This window comes from Sanguibacter keddieii DSM 10542, from assembly GCF_000024925.1.
Taxonomy (GTDB): domain Bacteria; phylum Actinomycetota; class Actinomycetes; order Actinomycetales; family Cellulomonadaceae; genus Sanguibacter; species Sanguibacter keddieii.
Genome location: NC_013521.1, coordinates 1,264,852 through 1,289,378, shown reverse-complemented (window position 1 = coordinate 1,289,378; position 24,527 = coordinate 1,264,852). Strand labels below are relative to the sequence as shown.

The 24,527-nt window shown below is 72.3% G+C and carries 23 protein-coding genes and 2 tRNA genes; 10 read left to right on the top strand and 15 right to left on the bottom strand.

The genetic code is table 11. The annotated features are described in order from the left end of the window. Positions 1-21: 21 nt before the first annotated feature. A complete protein-coding gene (gene leuC / locus SKED_RS05435) occupies positions 22-1,461 on the bottom strand; it encodes a 3-isopropylmalate dehydratase large subunit (RefSeq protein ID WP_012866123.1) in 1,440 nt (479 codons plus the stop codon). Positions 1,462-1,578: 117 nt separating this feature from the next. Between leuC and SKED_RS05430 the strand changes: the two genes are divergently transcribed. Next, positions 1,579-2,298 (top strand): IclR family transcriptional regulator, encoded by a 720-nt coding sequence (locus SKED_RS05430; RefSeq protein ID WP_012866122.1) that lies wholly within the window; start codon positions 1,579-1,581, stop codon positions 2,296-2,298. Positions 2,299-2,601: 303 nt separating this feature from the next. Here the strand turns inward: SKED_RS05430 and SKED_RS05425 are convergent. Beyond that, a tRNA-Glu gene (locus SKED_RS05425) sits at positions 2,602-2,677 on the bottom strand. A gap of 109 nt (positions 2,678-2,786) precedes the next feature. Further along, a tRNA-Gln gene (locus SKED_RS05420) sits at positions 2,787-2,858 on the bottom strand. Positions 2,859-3,039: 181 nt separating this feature from the next. Here SKED_RS05420 and SKED_RS05415 point away from each other — a divergent pair. Together SKED_RS05415 and SKED_RS20420 are read left to right on the top strand one after the other, a co-directional pair. Continuing rightward, the gene (locus SKED_RS05415; protein ID WP_012866121.1) at positions 3,040-3,735 is read left to right on the top strand and encodes a maleylpyruvate isomerase N-terminal domain-containing protein; all 696 of its coding nucleotides are present in this window, start codon (positions 3,040-3,042) and stop codon (positions 3,733-3,735) included. Positions 3,736-3,909: 174 nt separating this feature from the next. Then, entirely contained in the window at positions 3,910-4,470 is a 561-nt protein-coding gene (locus SKED_RS20420; protein ID WP_012866120.1) for a hypothetical protein, read from the top strand. Between the two features lie 15 nt (positions 4,471-4,485). Here SKED_RS20420 and SKED_RS05405 read toward each other — a convergent pair whose 3' ends face one another. Next, a complete protein-coding gene (locus SKED_RS05405) occupies positions 4,486-5,577 on the bottom strand; it encodes a YeiH family protein (protein ID WP_012866119.1) in 1,092 nt (363 codons plus the stop codon). 103 nt (positions 5,578-5,680) lie between these two features. On the opposite strand from SKED_RS05405, the gene SKED_RS05400 reads away from it, so the two are divergent. Continuing rightward, on the top strand, positions 5,681-6,622 hold the full coding sequence (locus SKED_RS05400) for a LysR family transcriptional regulator (RefSeq protein ID WP_012866118.1): 942 nt from the start codon (positions 5,681-5,683) through the stop codon (positions 6,620-6,622). A 42-nt stretch (positions 6,623-6,664) separates the two neighbouring features. On the opposite strand, the gene SKED_RS05395 is transcribed toward SKED_RS05400, so the two are convergent. The 5 genes from SKED_RS05395 to SKED_RS05375 all read right to left on the bottom strand — a co-directional run bounded on the left by SKED_RS05395 (position 6,665) and on the right by SKED_RS05375 (position 11,494). Further along, a complete protein-coding gene (locus SKED_RS05395) occupies positions 6,665-7,471 on the bottom strand; it encodes an HAD family hydrolase (protein ID WP_245534609.1) in 807 nt (268 codons plus the stop codon). A gap of 14 nt (positions 7,472-7,485) precedes the next feature. Continuing rightward, a complete protein-coding gene (gene gltX / locus SKED_RS05390; protein ID WP_012866116.1) occupies positions 7,486-9,015 on the bottom strand; it encodes a glutamate--tRNA ligase in 1,530 nt (509 codons plus the stop codon). Positions 9,016-9,140: 125 nt separating this feature from the next. Then, complete coding sequence (locus SKED_RS05385; protein ID WP_012866115.1) at positions 9,141-9,803, bottom strand: PH domain-containing protein; 663 nt, start codon at positions 9,801-9,803, stop codon at positions 9,141-9,143. Beyond that, positions 9,800-10,585, bottom strand: coding sequence for a fumarylacetoacetate hydrolase family protein (locus SKED_RS05380; protein WP_012866114.1), 786 nt, complete (start codon positions 10,583-10,585; stop codon positions 9,800-9,802). The genes SKED_RS05385 and SKED_RS05380 overlap by 4 nt, the downstream gene beginning before the upstream one ends. Positions 10,586-10,603: 18 nt before the next feature. Further along, entirely contained in the window at positions 10,604-11,494 is an 891-nt protein-coding gene (locus SKED_RS05375; RefSeq protein WP_012866113.1) for a class I SAM-dependent methyltransferase, read from the bottom strand. A gap of 122 nt (positions 11,495-11,616) precedes the next feature. On the opposite strand from SKED_RS05375, the gene SKED_RS05370 reads away from it, so the two are divergent. After that, positions 11,617-12,600, top strand: a complete 984-nt coding sequence (locus SKED_RS05370) for an aldo/keto reductase (RefSeq protein ID WP_012866112.1) — start codon at positions 11,617-11,619, stop codon at positions 12,598-12,600. Between the two features lie 3 nt (positions 12,601-12,603). Here SKED_RS05370 and SKED_RS05365 read toward each other — a convergent pair whose 3' ends face one another. After that, positions 12,604-13,815 carry an FAD-dependent monooxygenase gene (locus SKED_RS05365; RefSeq protein ID WP_012866111.1) on the bottom strand — a complete coding sequence of 404 codons (1,212 nt, stop codon included), beginning with the start codon at positions 13,813-13,815 and terminating at the stop codon, positions 12,604-12,606. Positions 13,816-13,879: 64 nt separating this feature from the next. Between SKED_RS05365 and SKED_RS05360 the strand changes: the two genes are divergently transcribed. Both SKED_RS05360 and SKED_RS05355 read left to right on the top strand, forming a co-directional pair. Continuing rightward, complete coding sequence (locus SKED_RS05360; RefSeq protein WP_012866110.1) at positions 13,880-14,407, top strand: MarR family winged helix-turn-helix transcriptional regulator; 528 nt, start codon at positions 13,880-13,882, stop codon at positions 14,405-14,407. Between the two features lie 6 nt (positions 14,408-14,413). Then, positions 14,414-15,301, top strand: coding sequence for a hypothetical protein (locus tag SKED_RS05355; protein ID WP_012866109.1), 888 nt, complete (start codon positions 14,414-14,416; stop codon positions 15,299-15,301). Between the two features lie 2 nt (positions 15,302-15,303). Here the strand turns inward: SKED_RS05355 and SKED_RS05350 are convergent, their stop codons facing one another. After that, positions 15,304-16,776 carry an alanine/glycine:cation symporter family protein gene (locus tag SKED_RS05350; protein ID WP_012866108.1) on the bottom strand — a complete coding sequence of 491 codons (1,473 nt, stop codon included), beginning with the start codon at positions 16,774-16,776 and terminating at the stop codon, positions 15,304-15,306. Positions 16,777-16,950: 174 nt separating this feature from the next. Between SKED_RS05350 and SKED_RS05345 the strand changes: the two genes are divergently transcribed. Beyond that, on the top strand, positions 16,951-19,560 hold the full coding sequence (locus SKED_RS05345; protein ID WP_012866107.1) for a DEAD/DEAH box helicase: 2,610 nt from the start codon (positions 16,951-16,953) through the stop codon (positions 19,558-19,560). A gap of 42 nt (positions 19,561-19,602) precedes the next feature. Here the strand turns inward: SKED_RS05345 and SKED_RS05340 are convergent, their stop codons facing one another. Next, positions 19,603-20,460 (bottom strand): PhzF family phenazine biosynthesis protein, encoded by an 858-nt coding sequence (locus SKED_RS05340; protein WP_012866106.1) that lies wholly within the window; start codon positions 20,458-20,460, stop codon positions 19,603-19,605. A gap of 117 nt (positions 20,461-20,577) precedes the next feature. Between SKED_RS05340 and ybaK the strand changes: the two genes are divergently transcribed. After that, the gene (gene ybaK, locus SKED_RS05335; RefSeq protein ID WP_012866105.1) at positions 20,578-21,090 is read left to right on the top strand and encodes a Cys-tRNA(Pro) deacylase; all 513 of its coding nucleotides are present in this window, start codon (positions 20,578-20,580) and stop codon (positions 21,088-21,090) included. A 38-nt stretch (positions 21,091-21,128) separates the two neighbouring features. Here the strand turns inward: ybaK and SKED_RS05330 are convergent, their stop codons facing one another. Beyond that, complete coding sequence (locus tag SKED_RS05330; protein ID WP_012866104.1) at positions 21,129-21,836, bottom strand: SDR family oxidoreductase; 708 nt, start codon at positions 21,834-21,836, stop codon at positions 21,129-21,131. A gap of 111 nt (positions 21,837-21,947) precedes the next feature. Here SKED_RS05330 and SKED_RS05325 point away from each other — a divergent pair, with 111 nt between their 5' ends. Continuing rightward, positions 21,948-22,385 (top strand): MerR family transcriptional regulator, encoded by a 438-nt coding sequence (locus tag SKED_RS05325; protein ID WP_012866103.1) that lies wholly within the window; start codon positions 21,948-21,950, stop codon positions 22,383-22,385. Between the two features lie 94 nt (positions 22,386-22,479). Here the strand turns inward: SKED_RS05325 and SKED_RS05320 are convergent, their stop codons facing one another. Together SKED_RS05320 and SKED_RS05315 are read right to left on the bottom strand one after the other, a co-directional pair. Beyond that, a complete protein-coding gene (locus SKED_RS05320) occupies positions 22,480-22,872 on the bottom strand; it encodes a YccF domain-containing protein (protein ID WP_012866102.1) in 393 nt (130 codons plus the stop codon). Positions 22,873-22,919: 47 nt separating this feature from the next. After that, on the bottom strand, positions 22,920-24,497 hold the full coding sequence (locus SKED_RS05315; protein ID WP_012866101.1) for a DUF2079 domain-containing protein: 1,578 nt from the start codon (positions 24,495-24,497) through the stop codon (positions 22,920-22,922). Between the last annotated feature and the right edge of the window lie 30 nt (positions 24,498-24,527).

The window sequence follows — 24,527 nt, the reverse complement described above, 5'->3', positions numbered from 1 at the left end:
TCCAGAAACCTCAGGGGGCGGTCAGGCGGGCTGCAGGGCGTCGGCGCCGGCCGCGTCCTGGGCGAGGTCGGACGGCGAGGACAGCGTCCCGCGGATCGCGGTGGCTGCGGCGACGAGCGGCGACACGAGGTGCGTGCGCCCGCCCTTGCCCTGCCGACCCTCGAAGTTGCGGTTGGACGTCGACGCGGAGCGCTCGCCCGGGGCCAGCTGGTCCGGGTTCATGCCCAGGCACATCGAGCAGCCGGCGTTGCGCCACTCGGCACCGAAGTCGAGGAACACCTTGTCGAGCCCTTCGGCCTCGGCCTGCAGGCGCACGCGCGCCGAGCCGGGGACGACGAGGACGCGGAGGGTGTCCGCCTTCTTCTTGCCCTCGACGATCTCGGCGACGGCTCGGAGGTCCTCGATGCGGCCGTTGGTGCAGGAGCCGATGAAGACCGTGTCGATCGCGATGTCGCGCAGCGGGGTCCCCGGGTTGAGGCCCATGTACTCGATCGCGCGCTCGGCGGTGACGCGCTCGTTCTCGTCGGCGATCTCCGAGGGGACCGGGACGTTGGCCGAGAGCGGGAGGCCCTGGCCGGGGTTGGTGCCCCAGGTGACGAAGGGCTCGAGGTCGGCGGCCTCGAGGACCACCTCGGTGTCGAAGGTCGCGTCGTCGTCCGTGCGCAGGGTCTTCCAGTACTCGACGGCGGCGTCCCAGTCGGCTCCCTCGGGGGCGTGGGGGCGGCCCTTGAGGTACTCGAAGGTGGTCTCGTCGGGGGCGATCATGCCGGCGCGGGCGCCGGCCTCGATCGACATGTTGCAGATGGTCATGCGGCCCTCCATGGAGAGCGACCGGATGGCCTCGCCGCGGTACTCGAGCACGTAGCCCTGACCGCCGCCGGTCCCGATCTTGGCGATGACCGCGAGGATGATGTCCTTCGCCGTGCTGCCCTCGGGGAGGGCGCCGTCGACGGTGATCGCCATCGTCTTGAAGGGGGCGAGCGGGAGGGTCTGCGTGGCGAGGACGTGCTCGACCTCGCTGGTCCCGATGCCGAAGGCGAGCGCTCCGAAGGCACCGTGCGTCGAGGTGTGCGAGTCCCCGCAGACGACGGTGAGGCCGGGCATGGTGAGGCCGAGCTGCGGCCCGACCACGTGGACGATCCCCTGGTCGGCGTCGCCGAGCGAGTGGATGCGGACGCCGAACTCCTTCGCGTTGTTGCGGAGGGTGTCGATCTGCGTGCGGCTGGTGAGGTCCGCGATCGGCAGGTCGATGTTGAGCGTCGGCGTGTTGTGGTCCTCGGTCGCGATCGTGAGGTCCGGGCGGCGGACGGGACGCCCCGCCAGGCGCAGGCCCTCGAAGGCCTGCGGGCTCGTGACCTCGTGCACGAGGTGCAGGTCGATGTAGAGGAGGTCAGGCGCTCCGTCGCTTCCTCGACGCACCAGATGGGCGTCCCAAACCTTCTCCGCCAGCGTGCCGGCCATCACAGTTCCTCTCGTGCACAGTCGCGCCGGTCTGCACCGGCCGGGCGACGCGTGCGTCTTTGGGGGCTTTCGGTCAGGCCGCTTGCATCTCAGCCTTCGAGACTGCAATATCGACCTATGGACAATTCTAGCGGAGTCGGAGTGCTCGACAAGGCAGCATCCGTTTTGGGTGCTCTCGAGGCAGGCCCGGCCACCCTCGCACAGCTCGTCGCGGCCACCCGCCTGGCCCGCCCCACGGCCCATCGCCTGGCCGTGGCGCTCGAGCACCACCGCCTCGTCACCCGCGACATGCAGGGCAGGTTCGTGCTCGGCCCGCGCCTCAACGAGCTCGCCACGGCCGCCGGCGAGGACCGCCTGCTCGCCGCCGCGAACCCCGTGCTGACCGCGCTGCGCGACCACACGGGCGAGAGCGCCCAGCTGTACCGCCGCCAGGGCGACCAGCGCATCTGCGTGGCCGCCGCCGAGCGCCCGGTCGGCCTGCGCGACTCCATCCCCGTGGGGGCGACCCTCACCATGCACGCCGGGTCTGCCGCGCAGATCCTGCTCGCGTGGGAGGAGCCGGACCGTCTGCACCGCGGGCTCCAGGGCGCCAAGTTCACCGCGACCATCCTGTCCGGCGTCCGCCGCCGCGGCTGGGCACAGTCGGTGTCCGAGCGCGAGGTCGGCGTCGCGTCGGTCTCCGCCCCCGTGCGCGGGCCGTCGGGGCGCATCGTCGCGGCCGTGTCCATCTCTGGGCCCGTCGAGCGCCTGAGCCGCCAGCCCGGACGCCTGCACGCCGGCTCCGTCGTGGCAGCAGCCAACCGCCTCACCGAGGTGCTGCGCCGCTCCGGCGAGTAGCCCTCCCCCGCCCCTCCTCCCCCTGGCCCCGAGGCCCGGCACGCACCGCGCGCCGGGCCTCAGTCGCACCCCAGCCCGCGAGGTCGCACAGACACGCCAGACCACTCCCCAGGCTCGGCGTGTCCCGGTCAGGGATGCGACCTGGGTGCCAGAGGTGCGACCTCGGCGGGCGGCGGGGCACCTCGGCGAGGGAGGTGTGACGTCTGCGACATGCGGGCTGGCCGGCACGATGTCGGTGTCTTCACCGGCGTCGTCCCCGGGAACGACGAAGGCCCGGTCAGGTTTCCCTGACCGGGCCTTGCGTGGTACCCCCAACGGGATTTGAACCCGTGTTACCGCCGTGAGAGGGCGGCGTCCTAGGCCGCTAGACGATGGGGGCCTAAGAAGCGTTTCCGCTGGTCTTGCGACCGGCTTCTGTACTTCCGAGTGAGAACTCTACCGCATGTTCTGAGTGCTTGTGACACCCGATCATGTGATCGAACTCTGCGCTGGGCTACCAGGACTCGAACCTAGAATGTCGGTACCAGAAACCGATGTGTTGCCAATTACACCATAGCCCAAGGAGAAGCGACCCCCGCTGACTTCCCGCTCTCGCGTTCCGTACCGGTGGGCTCCGCCGATCCAGAACATTACCCGACCTCTGGGGCTACGCCAAACCGCACCCCGTGAAGCCCGAGATCCTGCGGATCCAGGCCGTTCTGACGTAGACCGCCGGGTCGATCCGTGGCACGGTCCTGTGTCATGGACCATCCACAGGACCACTCACCGGACGACTCACCGCTCGACGACGTGCACCTCGTCGCACCAGCACCCGCAGACCGCCCCTCCGACGCCGACGACGTCCTCGAGTCGGCCCGGTGGTTCTCCGCCCTCGTGCGCGGGGCGACCTCCGCGGCGCTCGACGCACCCGCGGGTGACGTGGAGTGGTCGTGCTGGCGCACCGCCGAGCACGTCGGCGACGACATGCTCGCGTACGCGCTCCAGCTCGCCTCCGGGGCGTCGGAGGACTACCTGCCGCTCCTCGCCGCCGACGGCGGGGACGACATCGTGCGCGTCGACCCCTCCGCCGGTCCCGAGGGTCTGGCGGACTCGGTCGAGGGGCTCGCCGTGCTGCTCGCCTCCCAGGTGCGCACGTCGGCGCCCTCCGCCCGCGCCTTCCACCCGCACGGGACGTCCGACGCGTGCGGCTTCGCGGCCATGGGCGTCGTCGAGCTGCTCGTGCACGGGTACGACGTGGGGCGAGGCCTCGGCGTCGACGTGGGCCCGGCCTCCTCCCTCCCGCTCCCGGCGGGCCCAGCGGGCCGAGCGGTCGCCCGCCTGTTCCAGGAGGCACCCCGCACCCGCCCGGAGGCCGCCCTGCTGTGGTGCACCGGGCGCATCGCCCTGCCGGGCGTGCCACGCCGTGACCGGTGGCGCTGGGACTCCTCGGTGCGCTGAGGCGACGAGGCTGCCCCGCCTCTCCTCGACCCGCCGACACGCTGTGACGCGCACATCTGGTGCTCGCGTGCCAGAAAGGGCGGCACACGGTGCCGCGGCGCGGTAAGTTGGGTGGTCGACGACCGGCACGGCCTCGCACGACGAGAGCCGCAGCCCCACACCTCCTGAGAGCTCATGGACGAGACAGACACCCAGACCCCCACGCAGGACGGCCAGGCGACCGCGCCTGCAGGCCGACGCCCTGCGCTGCCCGGGCGTCGTCGCCTGGTCGCGCTGGCCACCGTCGCCGCCGTGCTGGCGGGGGCCGGGGTCTGGGCCGCCGCGCAGACCATGTCGAGAGAGTCCAAGGAGGGCGACGGCGTCCGGCGCACCGACCTCACGTCGCTCACCGACCGCATGCCGGCGCTCGCCATCGGCCGGTCCGCGGTCTGGTACAGCGGCTGGGTGGAGGGCCAGACGGCCGCCGACCAGCCCGCACCCACCTGGATGGACGCCGTCGTCACCCTCCCCGAGGGGCGTGCGGACGACCTCGCGGCCGCGTACTCGACCGGACCGGCACGCGAGCGGCCGGACGTCGTCGACGAGCTCGCCGGCGACGTGCCGCTCGGCGACCTCCAGACCAGCCTGGCGCTCGACCGCGCCGTGAGCACCCCGTACTGGCACGCCACCGCCTACCTGAGCGTCGAGACCGACCAGCTGGTCCTCGTGGTCCAAGGTCGCACCGCGGCCCCCTGAGCCACCCCACCCTCCTCAGGTGAGCAGCATCGTCCCGGCGGTCGCGGTCCCGACGGCCACGAGCGTCGAGACGGCGCCGAGCACCAGGGGCCTCCCGCCGCTGCGGACCAGGCGCGGCAGGTCGACGCCTGCGCCGAGCGCGACCATCGCCGCGGTGAGGAGAACCTGCTGCAGCGCCTGTGCGGCCGAGAGCAGCCCGTCGGGCACCAGCCCCGACGACCGGACGAGGACGGCCACCAGGAAGGCCAGCACGAAGCCGGGGACCAGGGGCGCCACGGAGCGACGTGCGCCCTCGGGGCCCACGGGGTCGCCTGCCGGCGCTCCGGGCGCTGCGGCGCTCCCGGCCCGGACCCTGCTGCGGTCGCGCGCCGCCACGGCGGCGGTCAGCGGCGCCAGCAGGACGACGCGGGCGAGCTTGGCGACCGTCGCCGCCGCCAGGGCCGCTGCCGAGACCCCTCCGGCTGCCGCGACCACCTGGCCGACCTCCTGGACGCTCGCCCCGACGAGCAGGCCCGCCTGGGCGTCGGTGAGACCGAGCGTCCGGACGAACCACGGGAGCACGAGCACGGCGAGCGTCCCGTAGAGCGTCACGAGGGCCAGGGCGGTCCCGACGGCGTCGCTGTCCGCGCGGGCCGCGGAGGGTCCCGTCGTCGTCCGCGCACCGACGGTGCCGCTCATCGCGGCGATCGCGGCAGCCCCGCAGATCGAGAAGCCGGTCGCCACGTACAGTCGCGTGAGGGCGTCGACCCGGAGGGCCTGCCCGACCCGCAGGGTCACGGCGAAGGTGCACACGACGGTCGCGAGGACCACGAGCAGCCCGCGCCACCCGAGGCCGACGAGCTGCCCGAGGGACAGCTGGAGCCCGAGCAGCACGACCCCGGCACGCAGGACGTGCGTCCGCGCCCAGCCGACCCCGGCCCAGGCCACCCCGGGGACGGCGCGCAGCGAGCCCAGCAGGGCGCCGGCCACGAGAGCGACGACGAGCGGGGAGGCGACCACACCGGTCAGCGAGGTGATCGCCGGGGCGAGCACCAGGCTCGCCGCGGCGGCGACGGCGACGAGCAGCAGCCCGGGGAGGGCACGGGAGAGTCCGGGCGGGAGGTTCACCCGAGCAACCCTGCTGCGCCGGGGCGTCTCGCGGAACGTCCGGTTCGCTCTCGCGCCATAGCCGCGGGCTATGCCCGAGCCCTCTGAGGTCTAGGATCGCAGCGTGGACCGCGCCAGCACCTCACCCCGGACCTCGCTCGCCGCGCTCGACGTGCTCGTCGCCACCGACACGCACGGCTCGATCAGCGCCGCGGCGCGCGTCCTGGGCATCTCGCAGCCGAGCGCGTCGGCCACCCTCCGCCGGCTCGAGCGCTCCCTCGGGCTGGACATCGTCGCCCGGTCGAGCCGGGGCAGCCAGCTCACCGAGACCGGCCGCGCGTTCGCCGTGTGGGCCCGCTCGGTCCTCGACGCCTCGGACGCCCTCGAACGGGCCGCCGCCGCGCTCCGCGAAGGTCCCGCGCACCGCGTCCGGCTCGCCGCGAGCATGACGGTCGCCGAGCACCTGGTCCCCCGCTGGCTCGCCCTGCTGGCGGACGGGACCTCGCCGGACGAGTCCTCGCACGACCGTCCCGAGGTCGAGCTCGCGGTCCGCAACTCCCAGGACGTCATGGAGCTCGTGCTCTCCGGCGAGGCCGACCTCGGGTTCGTCGAGGGCTCGACCGTCCGCCGCGGCCTGCGGTCCCGCACCGTGCAGCACGACAGCCTGGCGGTCGTCGTCGGCTCCCAGCACCCGTGGGCACAACGTCGCCGGCGCACCGTCACCGTCACCGAGCTGCTCGGCGCCCGGCTCGTGGTGCGCGAGCCCGGCTCGGGGACGCGCGACATCTTCGAGCGTGCCCTCGCCCGCATGGGCGAGAGCCTGCCCGACCACCTGCCGAGCCTCGGGTCGAGCGCCGCGCTCAGCGCGAGCGTCCGCATCTCCGACTCGGTCACCGTGCTGTCCGAGCTCGCCGTCGCCGACGACGTGAGCCGCGGCTCGCTCGTGCGTCTCGACGTCCCCGGGCTCGACCTGGGACGTCGCCTGCGCATGGTCTGGCGCGAGGGCGCGGAGATGTCAGCACCTACCCGGCGCATCGCCGCGACGGTCACCGCACGGCAGGGGTGAGAGCTGCGTGCACCCGACCCGACGAGGCCGGGCGCACGGCCGTCAGACGGTCTTCAGGTACCCGGTGAGCTCGTCGAGCCCCTGCAGCACCACGACACCGTCGGCCGACGCGGCCAGCGGGTCCTCCTGGTGCACTCCCCCGCGACGGGTGCCCGGACGGTCGAGCCACGCGCCGAACAGCCCGGCACGCACCGCGGCCCGCGCGTCGAGGTCGAGCTCGTCACCGACGTAGAGCGTGCGCGCCGGGTCCGTGCCGAGCCGGGCGCAGGCCTCGAGGAACACCCGCGGGTCGGGCTTGCCGAAGCCGAAGGTGTCGAGCCCGACGAGCATCGGCACGTGCCCGAGCCCCGTCGCCTCGAGCTTGGGCAGCTGGTGCTCGGTCGTCGCGTTGGACAGCGCCCCGACCCGCAGGCCGAGGGCCGACACGGCAGCGACCGCGTCGACCGCGTCGTCGTGCGCAGCCCAGCCCGCCCGGTACGAGGCGTCGAAGACCTCGTCCCAGGCGACGAACTCCTCCTCCGTGAGGGGCGGCGCACCGAAGGCCTCCTGCAGCTGGTTCGCACGACGGCGACGCTGCTCGTCGAGCGTCACCTCGCCGCGCGTGTACGAGCGGTAGTGACCGTCGGGGTCCCGGCGCCACAGCGCCAGCACCTCGCCGAGCCGCTCGGCGGGCAGGTGCGAGAGGTAGACCCGGGCGATCCCGTCCATCGCCGCACCGAAGGCGGCACGGGTGTTGACGAGGGTGTCGTCGATGTCGAACAGGACGCCGTCGAGCGGACCCCGACCGTCGAAGAGCACCTGCGCCGTCGGCAGAGCCTCCGGAGCACGGCCGTCGGTCACGCCGGTCACGCCGAGGTCACCCGTCACAGAGAGGCCCGCAGCGCACGCAGACGGACGAGGGAACGCTCCTTGCCCAGGATCTCCATCGACTCGAACAGCGGCGGCGACACACGGCGCCCCGTGATCGCGACGCGCAGCGGCGCGAAGGCGAACTTGGGCTTGACCCCCATCGCCTCGACCAGCTCGGCCTTGAGGGCGTCCTGCTGCGCGGTCGGGCCGAAGTCCTCGAGCGCCTCGAGGGTCGCGATCGAACGGTCGAGGACCTCGGCGGCCTCCTCGCGGAGCGCCGTCCGAGCAGCCTCCTCGACCACGACGGCGTCGTCGGCCACGAACAGGAAGCCGAGCATCCCGGGGGCCTCGCCGAGGAGCGTCATGCGCTCCTGGACCAGCGGCGCACCGGCGTCCAGCAGCGCCTGGACCTCGGGAGCGAGGTCGGCGTACGAGTCGGCCGGGACCAGGCCCGCCGCGTGCAGGTACGGCACCAGACGGTTGCGGAAGTCGTCGCCGTCGAGGCGGCGCAGGTGCGTCGCGTTGATCGCCTCCGCCTTCTTCACGTCGAAGCGCGCCGGGTTCGGCAGCACGTCGGCGACGTCGAAGGCCGCGACGAGCTCGTCGACCGTGAAGATGTCGTTGTCGGCCGAGATGCTCCAGCCGAGCAGCGCGAGGTAGTTGAGCAGGCCCTCGGGAGTGAAGCCGCGCTCGCGGTGCAGGAAGAGGTTGGACTCGGGGTCGCGCTTGGACAGCTTCTTGTTGCCCTCGCCCATGACGTACGGCAGGTGCCCGAAGGCCGGCACGACCTTAGCGACGCCGATCTCGAGCAGCGCCCGGTACAGCACCACCTGGCGGGGCGTGGAGGACAGCAGGTCCTCGCCGCGCAGCACGTGCGTGATCTCCATGAGCGCGTCGTCGACCGGGTTGACCAGCGTGTACAGCGGCTGGCCGTTGGCGCGGACGATGACGTAGTCGGGGACGGTGCCGGCCTTGAAGGTCACGTCGCCGCGGACGAGGTCGGTGACGGTCACGTCCTCGTCGGGCATGCGCAGGCGCAGGACGGGCTCACGGCCCTCGGCCCGGAAGCCCGCCTTCTGCTCGTCGGTGAGGTCGCGGTCGAAGCCGTCGTAGCCCATGACCTTGGGGCGGCCGGCAGCGACGTTGCGCGCCTCGGTCTCCTCGGGCGTGGTGAAGGACTCGTAGGCGTAGCCGCCCTCGACGAGGCGACGGATGACGTCCTGGTAGATGTCGCTGCGCTGGGACTGACGGTACGGCTCGTGCGGGCCGCCGACCTCGATGCCCTCGTCCCAGTCGAGCCCGAGCCAGCGCAGCGCGTCGAGGAGCTGCTGGTAGCTCTCCTCCGAGTCGCGCTCGGCGTCCGTGTCCTCGATGCGGAACACGAAGGTCCCGCCCGTGTGCCGCGCGTAGGCCCAGTTGAACAGGGCGGTCCGGATGAGCCCCACGTGCGGGGTCCCGGTCGGCGACGGGCAGAAGCGGACGCGGACGGCGCTGCCCGAGGGCGTGGCGACGGCTGCGGGGGTGGTCTCGACGGACACGTACACACCTGGGTTTCAGATCGGGGAGCTGGGGTCGCGTGGCGACCCTCCCAGCCTACCCAGTCCGCCGGCAGACGGGTCCCGCACCCGGCCCCGGTCACCAGGGGGTGGCACGTGCTCCGCAGCGCGGCTCAGCGTCGTCGGCTGCTGAACCAGCGCTTCTCGACGCTCGCCCCCTGGTACCGCGGGCCGGCGACGGCCCACAGCGTCTGCTGGAGCTCGGGCAGGTGCCGCTCGATCCCGGCCCGCGGGAAGAACGGCCCGGTGCCCACGTCGAGGCCGTGCGTGTACCCCTCAGCGGTGGTGCCGGACGAGCGGAGCCGTCGCAGCAGCGGGTGGGCGGCCTCGGAGGCGTCGCTGTCGTGGAGCGCGAGCTCGAGGCGGGGGTACGACTGACGGTCGACGAGGTCGACCGGCGTGACGACACGGTCGAGGTACACGCGGAACCGGACGGCCGCGACCTCGGACCACAGCACCTGCTCCGTGCGTCCGCCGGCCCGGACCTCGATCCCGGCCGGTCCGACGTCGAACCCCGACCTGCCCGCGTGACGCAGCGTCGCCAGCAGCCCGAGGGCGCCGACGGCGATGATCGCGCCGACCACTCCGAAGGCCGCGCGGAGCGCCACGGGCTGAGGCTCGGCGCCCCGCCCGAGGGCGAGGAGCACGAGCATCGCGGCCGTGCCGAGGCCGAGCACCGACAGCACCACGACCGCCGTCCGCCCGCCCCTCGGGGCGTGGCGGAACGTCGGACCGGCGGCAGACGCGGGTCGTGGCTGCGCCGGCGGGTGGCTCATCCGTTCCGACGGACGACCGGGTTGCTCAGCACGCCGATGCCCTCGACCTCGCACTCGACGCGGTCGCCCGCGACGATCGGGCCGACGCCCGCCGGCGTGCCCGTGAGGATGAGGTCGCCGGGGAGCAGCGTGAAGGCCTCGGAGATGTACGAGACGAGGAACGCGATGTCGAAGACGAGGTCGCGGGTGTTGCCGTCCTGGCGGGTCTCGCCGTTGACGCGCGACGAGACGCCGAGCATGTCGGTGTCGAGCTCGGTCTCGATCCACGGGCCGACGGGGCACGACGAGTCGAAGCCCTTGGCGCGGGCCCACTGGCCGTCGGTGCGCTGGGCGTCGCGGGCCGTGACGTCGTTCGCGACGGTGTAGCCGAGGACGTGCTCGAGCGCGCGCTCGGGGGTGACGTCCTTGGTGATCCGCCCGATGACCACGGCCAGCTCGGACTCGTAGCTCACCTCGTCGGTGAAGTCGGGGAGCACGATGGGGTCGTCCGGGCCGATCACCGCGGTGTTCGGCTTGAAGAACAGCAGCGGGCTCGTGGGGACCTCGTTGCCCATCTCCTTCGCGTGGTCGGCGTAGTTGCGGCCTACTCCCACGATCTTGGAGCGCGGGATGACGGGCGCGAGCAGGCGCACGCCGTCGCCGATCTCGATCCGCTCACCCGTGGGGTTCACGGGCATGTAGAGCGGGTCGCCGTTGAGGACGGCGAGGTAGTCCTTGCCGTTCTCGGTCTGGACAAATCCGAAGCGGGGGTCGTCACCAGTGGTGAATCTCGCGATACGCACGTCGAGAGCCTACGCGCCTCAGGCCCGGGCGAGGATCTCGCCGTTGAGGACCGAGAACCAGCCGTCGGGCTGGTCGGCCCAGCGGCGCCACTCGTGCGCCAGCTCCTCGAGGGCGACGTCGTCGGCGAGGCCGGCGTCCTTGGCCTGCACGGCGAAGTTCGACTCGATGCAGCGCTCGGCCCACAGGCCGCCCCACCACTCGCGGGACTCGGGGCTGGCGTAGCACCAGACCCCGGCCGACCCGGTGAGCGACTCGGGGGTGAAGCCGGCCTCCTGGAACCAGCTGAGGAGCCGGCGCCCGGCGTCGGCCTGGTAGCCGTAGGCGGCGGTGACCTCGTGGTACAGCGTGTTCCACTCGGTGAGACCGGCGGAGTCCGGGTACCAGGTCATGGCGCTGTAGTCGGCGTCGCGCGCGGCGACGATGCCACCGGGCTTGGTGACCCGGCGCATCTCGCGGATCGCGGCGATCGGGTCCGACAGGTGCTGCAGCAGCTGGTGGGCGTGCACCACGTCGAAGGTGTCGTCGTCGAAGGGCAGCTCGTACGCGTTGGCGTACTCGAAGGTCACGTTGGTGGTCCCCGTGGACTCGGCGAGCTCGCGCGCGCTGTCGAGGACGGGGGTCGCGGCGTCGACGCCGACGACGCGCTCGACGAGGCGCGCGAGGTCGACCGTCACCGTGCCCGGGCCGCACCCGACGTCGAGGAGGGTCATGTCGTCGCGGAGCAGCGGGACGAGGTGCGCCGCGGAGTTCGCGGCCGTCCGCGACCGGTGCGAGCGCAGGACCGACTCGTGGTGGCCGTGCGTGTACGACTCGGACTCGCGGGACTGCTCGCTGCCGTGGGTGCCTGTGGGCGCCTCGCGGTGGGAATCGGTCGGCGCCTCGGTGCGCTCCGCGCTGTGCTGTGTCATGTGTACGACGGTAGGGGTGCCGTGACACATCTGAGACATGGTTCTCGGATGGTGGGACCAGCCGTCCGGCGAGGGTGGTCGTCGTGTGGTCCGCCGACCGTCCGGCGCGTACGTTCGCGGGTATGACTTCTACGATCGACCACCGTCATCTGGGCCGCTCTGGGCTGACCGTCTCCGTCGTCGGGCTCGGCTGCAACAACCTCGGGCGCCAGCACTGTGCGACCGAGTCGCTCGAGGGCAGCACCGCCGTCGTCAACGCCGCGCTCGACGCCGGGATCACGCTCTTCGACGTCGCCGACGTCTACGGCGCAGAGCCCGGGCGCTCCGAGGAGTACCTCGGCAAGGCTCTCGGCGACCGTCGCGACGAGGCCGTCGTGGCCACCAAGTTCGGCATGGACGTCCGCGGCGCCAACGGGCCGGACCACGGTGCGCGCGGTTCGCGCCGCTACATCCTGGCCTCGGTCGAGGCGTCGCTGCGCCGGCTCGGCACCGACTACATCGACCTGTACCAGTTCCACACCCCGGACCCCGGCACCCCGGTCGAGGAGACGCTGGCCGCCCTGGACTCCCTCGTGACCAGCGGCAAGGTCCGGTACGTGGGGCACTCGAACCGCGCCGGGTGGCAGATCGCCGAGGCCGAGCTCCTCGCCCGCCAGCTCGGGACCGAGCGCTTCGTGTCGAGCCAGAACCACTACAACATCATCGACCGCCGCGCCGAGCTCGAGGTCGTCCCGGCCGCCGAGGCCTTCGGCCTGGGCGTGCTGCCCTACTTCCCGCTCGCCAACGGCCTGCTCACCGGCAAGTACAGCCGCGACGGCGGACCCGCCGACGGGCGCCTGACGCACTCCAAGCCGGCGCTGCTCGAGTCCGCGCCGTGGGAGGCCCTCGAGAGGTACTCGGCCTTCGCCGCCGAGCGTGGTCTCACCGAGGTGCAGGTCGCGTTCTCGTGGCTCGCCGCCCAGCCCGTCGTCTCGTCGGTCATCGCCGGCGCCACGCGCCCCGAGCAGGTCGAGCAGAACGCCGCCGCGGTGCACCCGCTGTCCGCCGAGGACCTCGCCGAGCTCGACGCGATCTTCCCGAGGCCGGACAAGATCGCGCTGTTCTGAGCCTCAGTCCGTCGCTCGCTCGAGGTGCGAGTAGTCGGGGAGCTCGATGCGGTCGGCCGGCGGACGGAACAGCCGTGCGCCGACCGACCGCCCGACGGGCGTGGCCGCGAGCGCGAGGACCCCGTGGAGCGCGGCGATGCCGGCCCGGGTCCGCGGGTTGGCCAGGCGCGGCGTCCCTGGCGGGAGGTCCTGCGCCTGGTCGACGTACGGTCGCATGATCCGCTCGTAGCCCGCGAAGGCGTCGCGGTGGTCGACGTGCGCGGCGAGCTCGCCCGCGAGCACGTAGGCGCCGGTCAGCCCGAGGCTCGTGCCCATGCCGCTCACGGGCGAGGCGCAGTAGGCCGCGTCGCCGACCAGGGCGGCACGTCCCTGGTGCCAGGTGGGTGAGTGCACCTGCCCGACCTGCTCGAAGTAGTACTCGTCGGCGTGCCGCAGCCCGTCGAGCACGCGGGGCGTCTCCCAGCCGGCGTCGGCGAAGAGCCGGCTCAGGAGGTCCCGCTGGGAGGGGTCGTCGAGGTCTTCGTAGCCGCGGGGCGGCGAGAGGAAGGACAGCGTCGCGCGGATGGTGCCGAGGTTGTCGGGGCGCAGCGTGACCGACCGCCCGCCCGGGGCGGAGTACCAGCGCCACCAGTCGGTGTCGGAGGCGACCCTGGGGATGGTGAGGTAGGCGGTGTACATGCCCTTCGGCTGGATCTGGGCGCGGTCTCCGACGACGAGCCGTCGGGTGCGGGACCGCATGCCGTCGGCCGCGACCACCACGTCGAAGGTCTCCTCGCGGCCGTCGGCGAAGGTGACGTCGATCCCGTCCGCGTGGTCGTCGAGCGCGGCGATCGTGGTGCCGAACCTGTAGTCGGTCGTCTCACGGCTGTGCTCGACGAGGAGCCGGGCGAGCTCGCCGCGGAGGATCTCGAGCTCGGCGGTGGCGCCGTCGGTGTCTCCGGTGCCCGCGGGCAGCTCGGCCCGGGTGCGTCCGTCGCGGCCGACGAACCGGGTCCCGAGCTCACCGGTCCCGGAGGCCCGGATCGCGTCCTCGAGGCCCATCTTCCGGGCGACCTCGCGACCAGCGCCTCGGACGTCGATGTTCTGCCCGGCGGTCCGCAGCTCGTCGGCGCGCTCGACGACGACGACCTCCCAGCCGTAGCGCTGCATCCACCAGGCGAGGGCCGGACCGGCGATGCTGGCGCCGGAGACGAGGACTCGTCGTGACGTGACCATGGAACACTCTTCTCTCGCAAAGTTATTTGATGATGAAATAATAACGGCACGATAGACTCTCCGCATGTCCACCCGAGCCGACGCCCCCGCGAGCGCCCCTCCGGAGGACGGCGGGAGCCGGGCGACGGAGCAGCTGCTCGAGGCGCTCACCGCCTACGGCGCCACCTACGCGCAGGTCGGCCGCGAGTTCGCGACCACGGCCGGGCTCCACACGACGGACGCGACGGCCCTCGTCGAGATCCTCGGCGCCGAGGAGCGCGGCACCCCGCTCACCCCCGCACGCCTGAGCGAGCGCATCGGGCTGAGCTTCGGAGCCACGTCGACCCTGCTCAACCGGCTCGAGGCGGCGCACCACGTCGAGCGCAGCCGGGGGCACGCCGACCGCCGGCTCGTCACGCTGCACTCGACCCCGACGGTGCACGAGGTGGCCGAGCGCTTCTTCGACCCGCTCGGCGAGCGGGTCACCGCCGTCCTCGCGCCCTACTCCGACGAGGAGGTCGCGCGGCTCGCCCGCATGCTCGCCGAGGTCCGTCAGGCCATGGAGACGTACGCGACCGAGGCCGACGACGCCCGCACCACGACGCAGGGATAGACCGACGTGCTCACCCAGACCGCCCTCTCCCACGACACGTGGGCCCCGCTCGCCGCGGCGCACGCCGAGCACGCGGACGCGCTCACCGCAGGCTGGCGGTCACGCCGCCTCGCGGGCGAGAAGCACGAGATCGACGACTTCCTCTTCACCTACTACACGACGCGTCCCGCCCAGCTGCGCCGCTGGCACCCGGGAGCGGGCGTGGTGCTGCACGACGCGCCCGGCGGCACCGAGGCCTTCGCGGAGCGGGCGACGTGGCGCTGGTGCGAGCCCACGCCGGACGGCGGCCTCACGGTCGACGTCCCGACCTTCCTCGCGGACCGCGGGTCGACGGTCCGCTACGTGCGCACCCTCGTCGCGGCGACCGCGGGGCGCCCTACGAACGTCGGGTGCTTCGGGCTGCACGAGTGGGCGATGGTCTACCGCCAGGGCGACGACACCCGGCACACGCTCCCGCTGCGCCTCGGTGCTGCCGGGACGGACGCCGTCGTCGAGTCGCACCAGATCCGGTGCACGCACTTCGACGCCTTCCGGTTCTTCACGCCCGAGGCGGTCCCGCTCAACCGGCTGCAGCCCACCCGTGACGACCAGCCCGCCCTCGAGCAGCCCGGCTGCCTGCACGCCGGCATGGACCTGTTCAAGTGGACCAACAAGCTTGTCCCGGCCCTGCCGAGCGACCTCGTGCTCGACTGCTTCGAGCTCGCCCGCGACATCCGCCTGCTCGACATGCAGGCCTCTCCCTACGACGTCTCCCGCTTCGGTGAGGAGGCCGTGATGATCGAGACCCCCGAGGGCAAGGCGGAGTACGCGCGGCGCCAGCGGGAGTTCGCCGAGCGCGGCGCACCCCTGCGGCTGCGGATCGTCGAGGCCTGCGACCGGCTGCTCGTCGGCTGACCTCAGCGCCCGTTCTGCGACGGGTCGCGCTCCGTCACCCTCGGCGCCCAGACGGCGCCGGGCAGGTCCCCCGGCAAGAAGCGGTTGCCGTGGCCGACGAACCTCTCGTCGAGCGTGCCGGTCCGCATCCGGTGCTCGTAGTCGCGGAGCGCACCGAGCACCCACCGGAGCAGGAGCGTGCACGCCGTGAGGTTGACGAGCGCCATGCCCGCCATCGCGATGTCGGCGATGTCCCACACCACCTCGAGGCTGAGCACCGACCCGGTGGCGACCGCCGCCAGCACCAGGACGCGGAACGCCGCCACACCCGAGGCCGTGCGGATCCCGAGGTACGCGAGGTTCACCTCGACGTAGGCGTAGTTGCCGAACAGCGACGTGAAGGCGAAGACGAAGATGAGCATCGTCATCAGCGGCGTCGCCCAGGCCCCGAGGGCCGTCGTCACGGCGAGCGTCGTGAGGGTGGCCCCGGCGGCGTCGGTCGTGACACCGGGCGTGAACACCGTCGGGCCGGCGAGCAGGATCATGAACGCCGTGGCCGAGCACACGATCATGGTGTCGACGAACACGCCGAGCGACTGCACCAGCCCCTGCTTCACCGGGTGGCTGACCGTCGCGGTCGCCGCGGTGTTGGGCGCCGACCCCATCCCGGCCTCGTTGGAGAACAGCCCGCGCCGCACGCCGTTCATCAGCGCCGCGAAGACGCCGCCCGCGACGCCCGCCGCGGCCTCGTCGAGGCCGAACGCCCCGTCGACGATCATCCGCACCGCGGCCGGCACCTGGCCGATGTTGAGCCCGATGATCACCACGGCGAGCAGCACGTAGAGACCAGCCATCACCGGCAGCACCACGGCTGAGATGCGGGCGATGCGCCGGACCCCGCCGAACAGGATCGGTGCCGCGAGCAGCACGAGGAGGGCCGCCGTCCAGCCGACGCCGACGCCGTGCTCGGCCTCGAGGACACCGGCGATGGTGTTCGCCTGGACCATGTTGAACGCGAAGCCGAAGGTGAAGATCAGCAGCACGGCGAAGAGCACCGCGAGACCCTTCGAGCCGAGCCCCCGCTGGATGTAGTACGCCGGGCCGCCGCGGTAGGTGCCACCCGCGCTGCGGACCTTGAAGAGCTGTCCGAGCGTCGCCTCCACGAAGGCCGTCGCCATGCCGATGAAGGCGACCATCCACATCCAGAAGATGGCCCCAGGCCCGCCGAGGGTGAGCGCGATCGCCACCCCGACGATGTTGCCGGTCCCCACACGGGACGCGAGCCCCACGCAGAACGCCTGGAACGACGAGATACCTCCGTGCGCGTCACCCCGGGAGACGACCACCACGTGCCACATGTGCTTGGCGAGCCGTACCTGGACCGCGCGGGTGCGGACCGTGAAGTAGATGCCGAGGCCCACGAGCACGTAGATCAGCAGGTAGGTGTAGAGGAAGTCGTTGAGCGGGTCGATCAGGGCTGCCTTGAGGGTGTCCATCGCGCGTCCGTCCGTCTTTGGCTGGGGTGGCAAGACCGAAGGTGCCGACTTTACCTTTTACGACCGTTCTGTCAAGAAGATCCGCGACGCGGCTTCTGGGCCGTTGGTCGGGCGCGCACCGCGCTCCGCACCGTCGGCACCCGCGCGCCCGACGAACCTGGGAGACTAGACCGGGTGACCTCCACGACGCCGTACCAGATCAGCCTCCTCGACCACGTCCCGCCTGCCGTGGGCGGTGCCGCGCCGGACCCTGACGAGCTCTTCCAGGGCTTCGCGTCGTGGGCCGAGGACCGCGGGCTGAGCCTGTACCCCGCGCAGGAGGAGGCGCTCATCGAGCTGGTCTCCGGCTCGCACGTCATCCTCAGCACCCCGACCGGTTCGGGGAAGTCGCTCGTGGCCACGGGCGCGCACTACGTGGCGATGGCCGAGGGCAAGCGGTCCTTCTACACCGCTCCCCTCAAGGCGCTCGTGAGCGAGAAGTTCTTCGCCCTCGTCGAGGTGTTCGGCTCGGAGAACGTCGGCATGATGACCGGCGACTCGTCGGTCAACCCGACAGCGCCGATCATCTGCTGCACTGCCGAGATCCTCGCGAACATCGCCCTGCGCACCGGCGGGGTCGACGCGGACGACCCGGGCGTCGACCAGGTGGTCATGGACGAGTTCCACTTCTACGCCGACCCCCAGCGCGGCTGGGCGTGGCAGGTGCCCCTGCTCGAGCTGCCCAAGGCGCAGTTCCTGCTCATGTCGGCGACCCTCGGCGACACGGAGATGTTCCGCACCGACCTCGAGGAGCGCACGGGCCGCACCGTCGCCGAGGTGACGAGCGTCGACCGCCCGGTCCCGCTGAGCTTCAGCTACGTCATCGAGCCCCTCGGCGAGGTCATCGAGGACCTCGTGCACACGCACCGCGCCCCGGTGTACGTCGTGCACTTCACGCAGAAGGACGCGGTCGACCGTGCCCAGTCGCTGCTGAGCACCAACCTCGCGAGCAAGGAGGAGAAGGCCGCGATCGTCGCCGAGCTCGGCGACTTCCGCTTCACCTCGGGCTTCGGCAAGTCGCTCAGCAAGTACCTGCGCGCGGGCATCGGCGTGCACCACGCGGGGATGCTGCCCAAGTACCGCCGCGTCGTCGAGCGCCTCACGCAGAAGGGCCTGCTCAAGGTCGTCTGCGGGACCGACACCCTGGGCGTCGGCATCAACGTGCCGATCCGCACCGTGCTGCTCACGAGCGTCGTGAAGTTCGACGGCGAGCGCATGCGCCACCTCACCGCGCGCGAGTTCCACCAGATCGCGGGCCGCGCCGGGCGCGCCGGCTACGACACCATGGGCGACGTCATCGTCATGGCGCCCGAGCACGTCATCGAGAACCGCAAGCTGCTCGAGCGCGCCGGCGACGACCCGAAGAAGCTCAAGAAGATCGTCCGCAAGAAGGCTCCCGCCGGAGCGGTCAACTGGACGGACAAGACCTTCGAGCGCCTGCGCGACGCCGACCCGGAGCCGCTCACCAGCCACTTCACGGTGAGCCACGCCCTCGTGCTCAACGTGCTCGCGCGCAGCACGAAGGCCAGCGGCGACCCGGTGAGCGCCATGCGACACCTGCTCACCGCCAACCACGACTCCGAGCAGAACAAGGCCGCGCACGTGCGCCAGGTGTTCCGCATCTACCGCTCGCTGCGCCAGGCCGGCATCGTCGAGAAGGTCTCTGACGGCAGGGGCGGCTACACCGTGCGACTCACGGTCGACCTGCCACGCGACTTCGCGCTCAACCAGCCGCTCTCCCCCTTCGCCCTCGCGGCCCAGGACCTCCTCGAGCCCGAGTCGCCGACGCACGCCCTGGACGTCGTCTCCGTCATCGAGGCGACCCTCGACGACCCCCGCCAGGTGCTCTACGGCCAGCAGCGCGCCGCCCGCGGCGAGGCCATCGGTGCCCTCAAGGCCGAGGGGTACGACTACGAGGAGCGCATGGCCGCCCTCGAGGACGTGTCGTGGCCCAAGCCCCTCGAGGAGCTGCTGGGCGCCGCCTTCGAGACGTACAAGAAGACCAACCCGTGGGTCGCCGACCAGGAGCTCTCACCCAAGTCCGTGGTCCGCGACATGGTCGAGCGCGCCATGACCTTCGCGGAGTTCGTGTCGAAGTACCAGCTCGACCGCACCGAGGGCGTCGTGCTGCGCTACCTCGCCGACGCGTACCGGACGCTGCGCCAGACGGTGTCGACCGAGCACAAGACCGAGGAGGTCGAGGACCTCGTCGAGTGGCTCGGCGAGCTGGTCCGCGGGGTCGACTCGAGCCTGCTCGACGAGTGGGAGCGGCTGTCCAACCCCGTCGACGACGACGCCGACACCCTGACGGGCGACACCCCGCTCAACGGGACCGTCGTCGAGGCGCCCGTCCGCCCGGTCACCGGGAACGTCCGCGCCTTCCGGGTGCTGCTGCGCAACGCGATGTTCAAGCGCGTCGAGCTCGCCTCCCGCGAGGCGTACTCGACGCTCGGGTCGCTCGACGGCACCGACGGCTGGGACGCCGACGCGTGGGCCGACGCCCTCGACCCGATGTTCGAGCACTACGGCGACGACGCGATCGGCTTCGGGCCGCAGGCCCGCTCCCCCAAGCTGCTCACCATCACCGAGGGGGTCGACGGCAACCCCCGGTTCTGGTCGGTGCGCCAGGTGCTCGACGACCCCGACGGCGACCACGACTGGGGCATCACCGCGACCGTCGACCTCGACGCGAGCGACGAGGCCGGCGAGGTCGTCCTCCACGTCACCGACGTCGCGGCGATGTAGCGACGGAGCGAGGGAGCGAGGCCCGACGGCCGCGAGCGCCGGTCAGGCCTCGACGGTGCCGCGGATGCAGGTGACGGTGCTGCCGCCGACCCAGAAGTCCGAGCCGTCCTGCTCGACGTGGACGCGTCCGTCGCGCTGGACGGCCCAGCCCTGGCCCGCGACGTAGGTGCTGGGCAGCACCCCGAGCGGCACGAGCCACTGGGCGAGGCCGGCGTTGAGGCTGCCGGTGACCGGGTCCTCGGCGGCGCCCTCGCCGGGGATGAAGGCCCGGACTTCGGCGGCCACACCGGCCTTCCCCTGCGTCGACGTCCGGTCCCAGAGCCCGGCGACCCCGAGCTTGAGGTCGTGCTCGCTCATCACGGCGAAGTCCGGCTGCACGCGGCGCACGGCGTCGCCGTCCGCGAGCAGCACGCCGAGCCACCCGGGGCCGTTGTCGATCCACGCGAGGTCGCGCAGGTCGGCGAGGTCGAGCCCGAGGGCCGCCGCGACGTGCCCGCTGGTCGTCTCGTCGACCGGGCCCGAGCGACGCAGCGGCGGCGCCGCGAAGGCGAGCCGGGACCCGTCGCGACGGATGCGCACCAGGCCCACCTCGCACTCCTGGACGACGTCGACGCCCCACTGGCGCCCACCGGCCTCGAGCCACGCGTGCGCGCTGCCGAGCGTCGGGTGCCCGGCGAAGGGCAGCTCGCCGCGCGTCGTGAAGATGCGCAGCCTGTAGTCCGCACCGGTCTCGCGTGCCGGCAGCACGAAGGTGGTCTCCGAGAGGTTGGTCCAGCGCGCGAAGGCCGCCATCTCCTCGTCGGTCATGCCGTCGGCGTCGAGCACGACGGCGACGGGGTTGCCCTGGTAGGGCACGGAGGTGAACACGTCGACCTGGGCGAAGGCGCGGCTGCGAGTCATGGGCCGACCCTAGCCGGGGCGGCCTGCGACCGACCAGGGACGCCCACCATGCGTCTGCTCGCCGTCGTCCGCGACGCCGAGGGCGTCTCCCCCGGTCAGAAGGGCTAGCGTGGAGGCATGTCGAAGCACGCGAAGAAGGACGACCACGCCGCCCACGGCGCCACCCCGGCGATCGTCGCCCTCGCGAAGGCCGGAGTCGTGCACACCGTGCACCCTTACGAGCACGACCCGTCGAGCGACCTCGGCTACGGCCTCGAGGCCGCGCAGGCGATCGGCGTCGAGCCCGCCAAGGTGTTCAAGACGCTGATGGCCTCGGTCGACGGCCACCTCGTCGTCGGCGTCGTCCCGGTCGACCGCACGCTCGACCTCAAGGCGCTCGCCCATGCCGTCGGCGGCAAGAAGGCGACGATGGCGGAGAAGGCCGCCGCCGAGCGCGCGACGGGCTACGTCGTCGGCGGCATCTCCCCGCTCGGCCAGCGCTCACCCCACACGACCGTCGTCGACTCCTCAGCGCTCACCCACGACACCGTCTACGTCTCCGGCGGCCGCCGGGGCCTCGACATCGGCCTCTCCCCCACCGACCTGGTGACCTCCACGAGCGCCAAGACCGCCGACATCGCCCGCGTCTGAGGTCCGGCCGGCCCAGCCACCGGCGTCGTCGAGAGTGGTCAGCCGGCGAGCATCGCACCGTAGAGGTCTGCGGGGTCCCCCGCGAGAGAGGCCTTGACCATCGCCGCCGTGTCGTCGACCAGCACCTCGAACCGACCGGCCGCCAGACCGTCGAGCGACGCCCGCGCCACCGCCCTCGGGTCTGTCTTCGGCCCGTCGTAGCCGGACATCATGTCGGTGTCCGCCGCTCCGAGGTGCACGCCCTGGACGAAGGTCCCCTGCGCCGCGAGATCCAGGCGGACCGCGTTGGTCAGGCTCCACTCGGCGGACTTCGCGGCGGCGTACGCCCCGTTGCCCGGGGACACGAACCACGACAGCGCCGAGAGGACGTTGACGATGCTGCCTCCGCCGTTCGAGGCGAGCACCGGCGCGAACGCACGGATGACCTCGAGCGTCCCCCAGAAGTGCGTGTCCATGTGGCGATGGGCCTCGGCGAGGTCCCCGGTCAGCAGAGGCGCGGACGTGCCGATCCCCGCGTTGTTGACGAGGAGCGTCACGTCGCTCGCGACCCGGGCAGCCTCGGCGACGGACTCGTGGTCGAGCAGGTCGAGCCTCAGCACCTGGACCCCTGGGACCTGGAGGAGCTCAGGCTGGCGGGCTGTGGCGTAGACCTTGCGGACGCCACGCTCGAGGAGCTCGGCCACGAAGTGGCTGCCGATCCCTCGGTTGGCGCCGGTGACCAGGGCGGTGTGCTCTGAGAGGTTCATGTGCTTCTCGATTCGTCCGGAGGCGCGGCGCGGACGGTCTGCCGGCCGCGTCCGGCTACCGTAGGACCTGACACCCGTGTCAGGTGCAAGCCCGCGAGCAGGAGGTACCCCGTGCGCATCGGTGACGTCGCGGCCCGGTCTGGCGTGAGCGTCCGGTCGCTCAGGTACTACGAGCAGCAGGGCCTCATCACCTCTGACAGGACCTCCGGCGGGCAACGAGACTATGCGGAGGGTGTGGTCGACCGCGTGCGTCTCGTCCAGCACTTCTACTCCGCCGGGCTGCCGAGCCGGACGATCGCAGAGATCTTGCCCAGCGTCGACGCCGGCCAGGCGACCCCTGGAGCCCTCGAGCTCCTCGTCCGCGAGCGCGACCGCATGGCGTCCACGATCGACGACCTCACCGCCACCCTCGGCCGGCTACGGGACGTCATCGACCATGCCGAGCACAGCGACCCCGTCCGATGCGCTGCGCGCGCCACCGTGGTCTCCGTCGACGGAGACACGAGCCTGAACCTCAAGCCCGCACCCAGGGCCGCACGCCCCGCCTGACCGCCCACTCTCATGTCCGTGGCGCGAGGGCTCAGACCCCCGCGGAGGTACCTGCGGTCGCGCCACGAGCATGAGAGCGGGGCGGGGGGGCGGGTCAGTAGGTGGCGAAGGGGCGGTCTGTGGGGACGATCTGCTTGCCCAGGGGGAGCAGGGAGATCGGGATGAGCTTGAAGCTCGCGATGCCCATGGGGATCCCGATGATGGTGACGCACAGCGCGATGCCGGTGACCAGGTGCCCGATGGCGAGCCACCAGCCCGCCACGACGAGCCAGACGATGTTGCCGATGGTCGACCACGCGCCCGCCCCGGGGTGGTCCACCACCGTGCGGCCGAAGGGCCACAGCACGTAGCTGGCCATCCGGAAGGACGCGATGCCGAAGGGGATCGTCACGATGAGGATGCAGCAGACGACGCCCGCGAAGGCGTAGCCGACCGCCATCCAGAAGCCGGCGAACACCAGCCAGATGAGGTTGAGGAGCGTCTTCATGGTCTGAGCCTAGGCCCGGGGCCGGACGAGCGTCGGCCGAGGGCCCTTCAGCCGGCGGTCCGCTCGACCACCACGTACCCGGCCTCGTCGAAGACGACGGTGTACTCGGTCCCCGGGAAGGCACGCTCGGCGTACTGCTCGACGTCGACGGGGGCGTTCCCGCCCCAGGACAGCTGGTCGATCACCACGTAGTCGGGCCGCACGGACGGTGACGTCGAGATCCAGTACACCTCGCGGTCCGTGGCCAGCTGGACGATGAGCCCGCGGTCGCTCGCGACGCTCGCCCCGGCCGGCACCGCCGCGACGGCACGCTCGGCCGACGCGACACGCTCGCTGCGCTCGTACGTGGCGGGCGACCACAGGTCACGCAGCGGGAACTGCGTGACGAGCACCGCGGCGACCACCGCCATCGCGGCAGGGGCCAGCCGCGCGTAGGTGCGGAGCAGGTCCGACCTCGACGCACGCAGCCGCACGATGCCGTCGATCGCCGCCGCGAAGAGGATGGGCATGAGGATGACGGAGTAGTGCCACGTCGTCCCCCAGTAGAACTCCGTCGACCCGGCGTAGCGCCACACGAGGGTCGGGACGGCCACGAGCACGAGCGGCGACCGCAGCGCCACCAGCGCGGTGATGACGAGCAGCATCACGAGGGTCTCGATCTTCACGGCGGGCGTCAGCAGCCCCGTGAGGGTGTCGAGCAGACCGGAGACCGCCCCACCCGACCCGGCGGCCGACCCGTCCTCGCTGAGCTTGCCCCAGTAGTCGTAGCGGCCCTGCGGGTTGAAGAAGGGGACGATCACCGTGAGCACCAGCACGAAGCCGGCCGCGCCTACCGCAGCGACGGCCGTGCCCAGCCGCCGCTGCCCGCGCAGCCACAGCACGACGCCGAAGGCCGCGACCGTCAGGCCGAGGTCCTCCTTGACCCCCAGCAGCAGGACCACCCAGACGGCGCTCGCCCGCCACCGCTCGGTGAGGAAGGCCGCCATCCCGAAGGCCAGCAGCGGGACCGCGAGCGCGTACTCGTGGAACTGCACGTCGACCGCCGACTGGATCCCCCACGCGAAGGCGTAGGCGAAGCCGACCGCGAGGCCGGGCCAGGCACCGAGCAGTCGGCGCGCGACGAGCGCGATCGGCACGACGGACACCGCGACGAGCACGCACTGCGCCACCAGCAGGGTCACCGGCGACGGGAACACCCGGTAGAACGGCGCGATCACCACGAGCAGCGGCGAGAAGTGGTCCCCCAGCTGGTTGAAGTCAGGGCCCTTGATCGGCACGATCGGGGCGCCCAGCCGCGCGTAGCCAGCGATGGCCTGCTCGAAGATCGCGTTGTCCCACGACGGGTTCTCCCAGCGGTACCACCGGGCCAGCGACAGCGTGAGGTAGGCGAGGAAGGCGACGAGGGTCAGCACCGTGACCGGCCAGTGCACGACGGGGCCGCGGACGGCGGCCCTCAGCGCCGACGCGACGCGGCTGCTCTCGGGCGACGCAGACCGCACGTCGCCGCCGGGCTCGCCGTGTGGCGCGGCCTGCTGGTCGTCCCGCCCGTCGCTCTCGGGCGCGCCGGGACGACCGCCGGCCGTCGGCGCTGCGGTCTGCTCGCGTTCGCTGTGCCCCTGGTCCACCGGGACAGTCTGTCGCACGAACGTGAGAAC

Bases quoted from the DNA above. Each gene is read 5' to 3' on its own strand.
- leuC (WP_012866123.1), bottom strand. From the start codon at position 1,461: ATGGCCGGCACGCTGGCGGAGAAGGTTTGGGACGCCCATCTGGTGCGT.
- SKED_RS05430 (WP_012866122.1), top strand. From the start codon at position 1,579: ATGGACAATTCTAGCGGAGTCGGAGTGCTCGACAAGGCAGCATCCGTT.
- SKED_RS05415 (WP_012866121.1), top strand. From the start codon at position 3,040: ATGGACCATCCACAGGACCACTCACCGGACGACTCACCGCTCGACGAC.
- SKED_RS20420 (WP_012866120.1), top strand. From the start codon at position 3,910: ATGGACGAGACAGACACCCAGACCCCCACGCAGGACGGCCAGGCGACC.
- SKED_RS05385 (WP_012866115.1), bottom strand. From the start codon at position 9,803: ATGAGCCACCCGCCGGCGCAGCCACGACCCGCGTCTGCCGCCGGTCCG.
- SKED_RS05375 (WP_012866113.1), bottom strand. From the start codon at position 11,494: ATGACACAGCACAGCGCGGAGCGCACCGAGGCGCCGACCGATTCCCAC.
- SKED_RS05370 (WP_012866112.1), top strand. From the start codon at position 11,617: ATGACTTCTACGATCGACCACCGTCATCTGGGCCGCTCTGGGCTGACC.
- SKED_RS05365 (WP_012866111.1), bottom strand. From the start codon at position 13,815: ATGGTCACGTCACGACGAGTCCTCGTCTCCGGCGCCAGCATCGCCGGT.
- SKED_RS05360 (WP_012866110.1), top strand. From the start codon at position 13,880: ATGTCCACCCGAGCCGACGCCCCCGCGAGCGCCCCTCCGGAGGACGGC.
- SKED_RS05350 (WP_012866108.1), bottom strand. From the start codon at position 16,776: ATGGACACCCTCAAGGCAGCCCTGATCGACCCGCTCAACGACTTCCTC.
- SKED_RS05340 (WP_012866106.1), bottom strand. From the start codon at position 20,460: ATGACTCGCAGCCGCGCCTTCGCCCAGGTCGACGTGTTCACCTCCGTG.
- ybaK (WP_012866105.1), top strand. From the start codon at position 20,578: ATGTCGAAGCACGCGAAGAAGGACGACCACGCCGCCCACGGCGCCACC.
- SKED_RS05330 (WP_012866104.1), bottom strand. From the start codon at position 21,836: ATGAACCTCTCAGAGCACACCGCCCTGGTCACCGGCGCCAACCGAGGG.
- SKED_RS05320 (WP_012866102.1), bottom strand. From the start codon at position 22,872: ATGAAGACGCTCCTCAACCTCATCTGGCTGGTGTTCGCCGGCTTCTGG.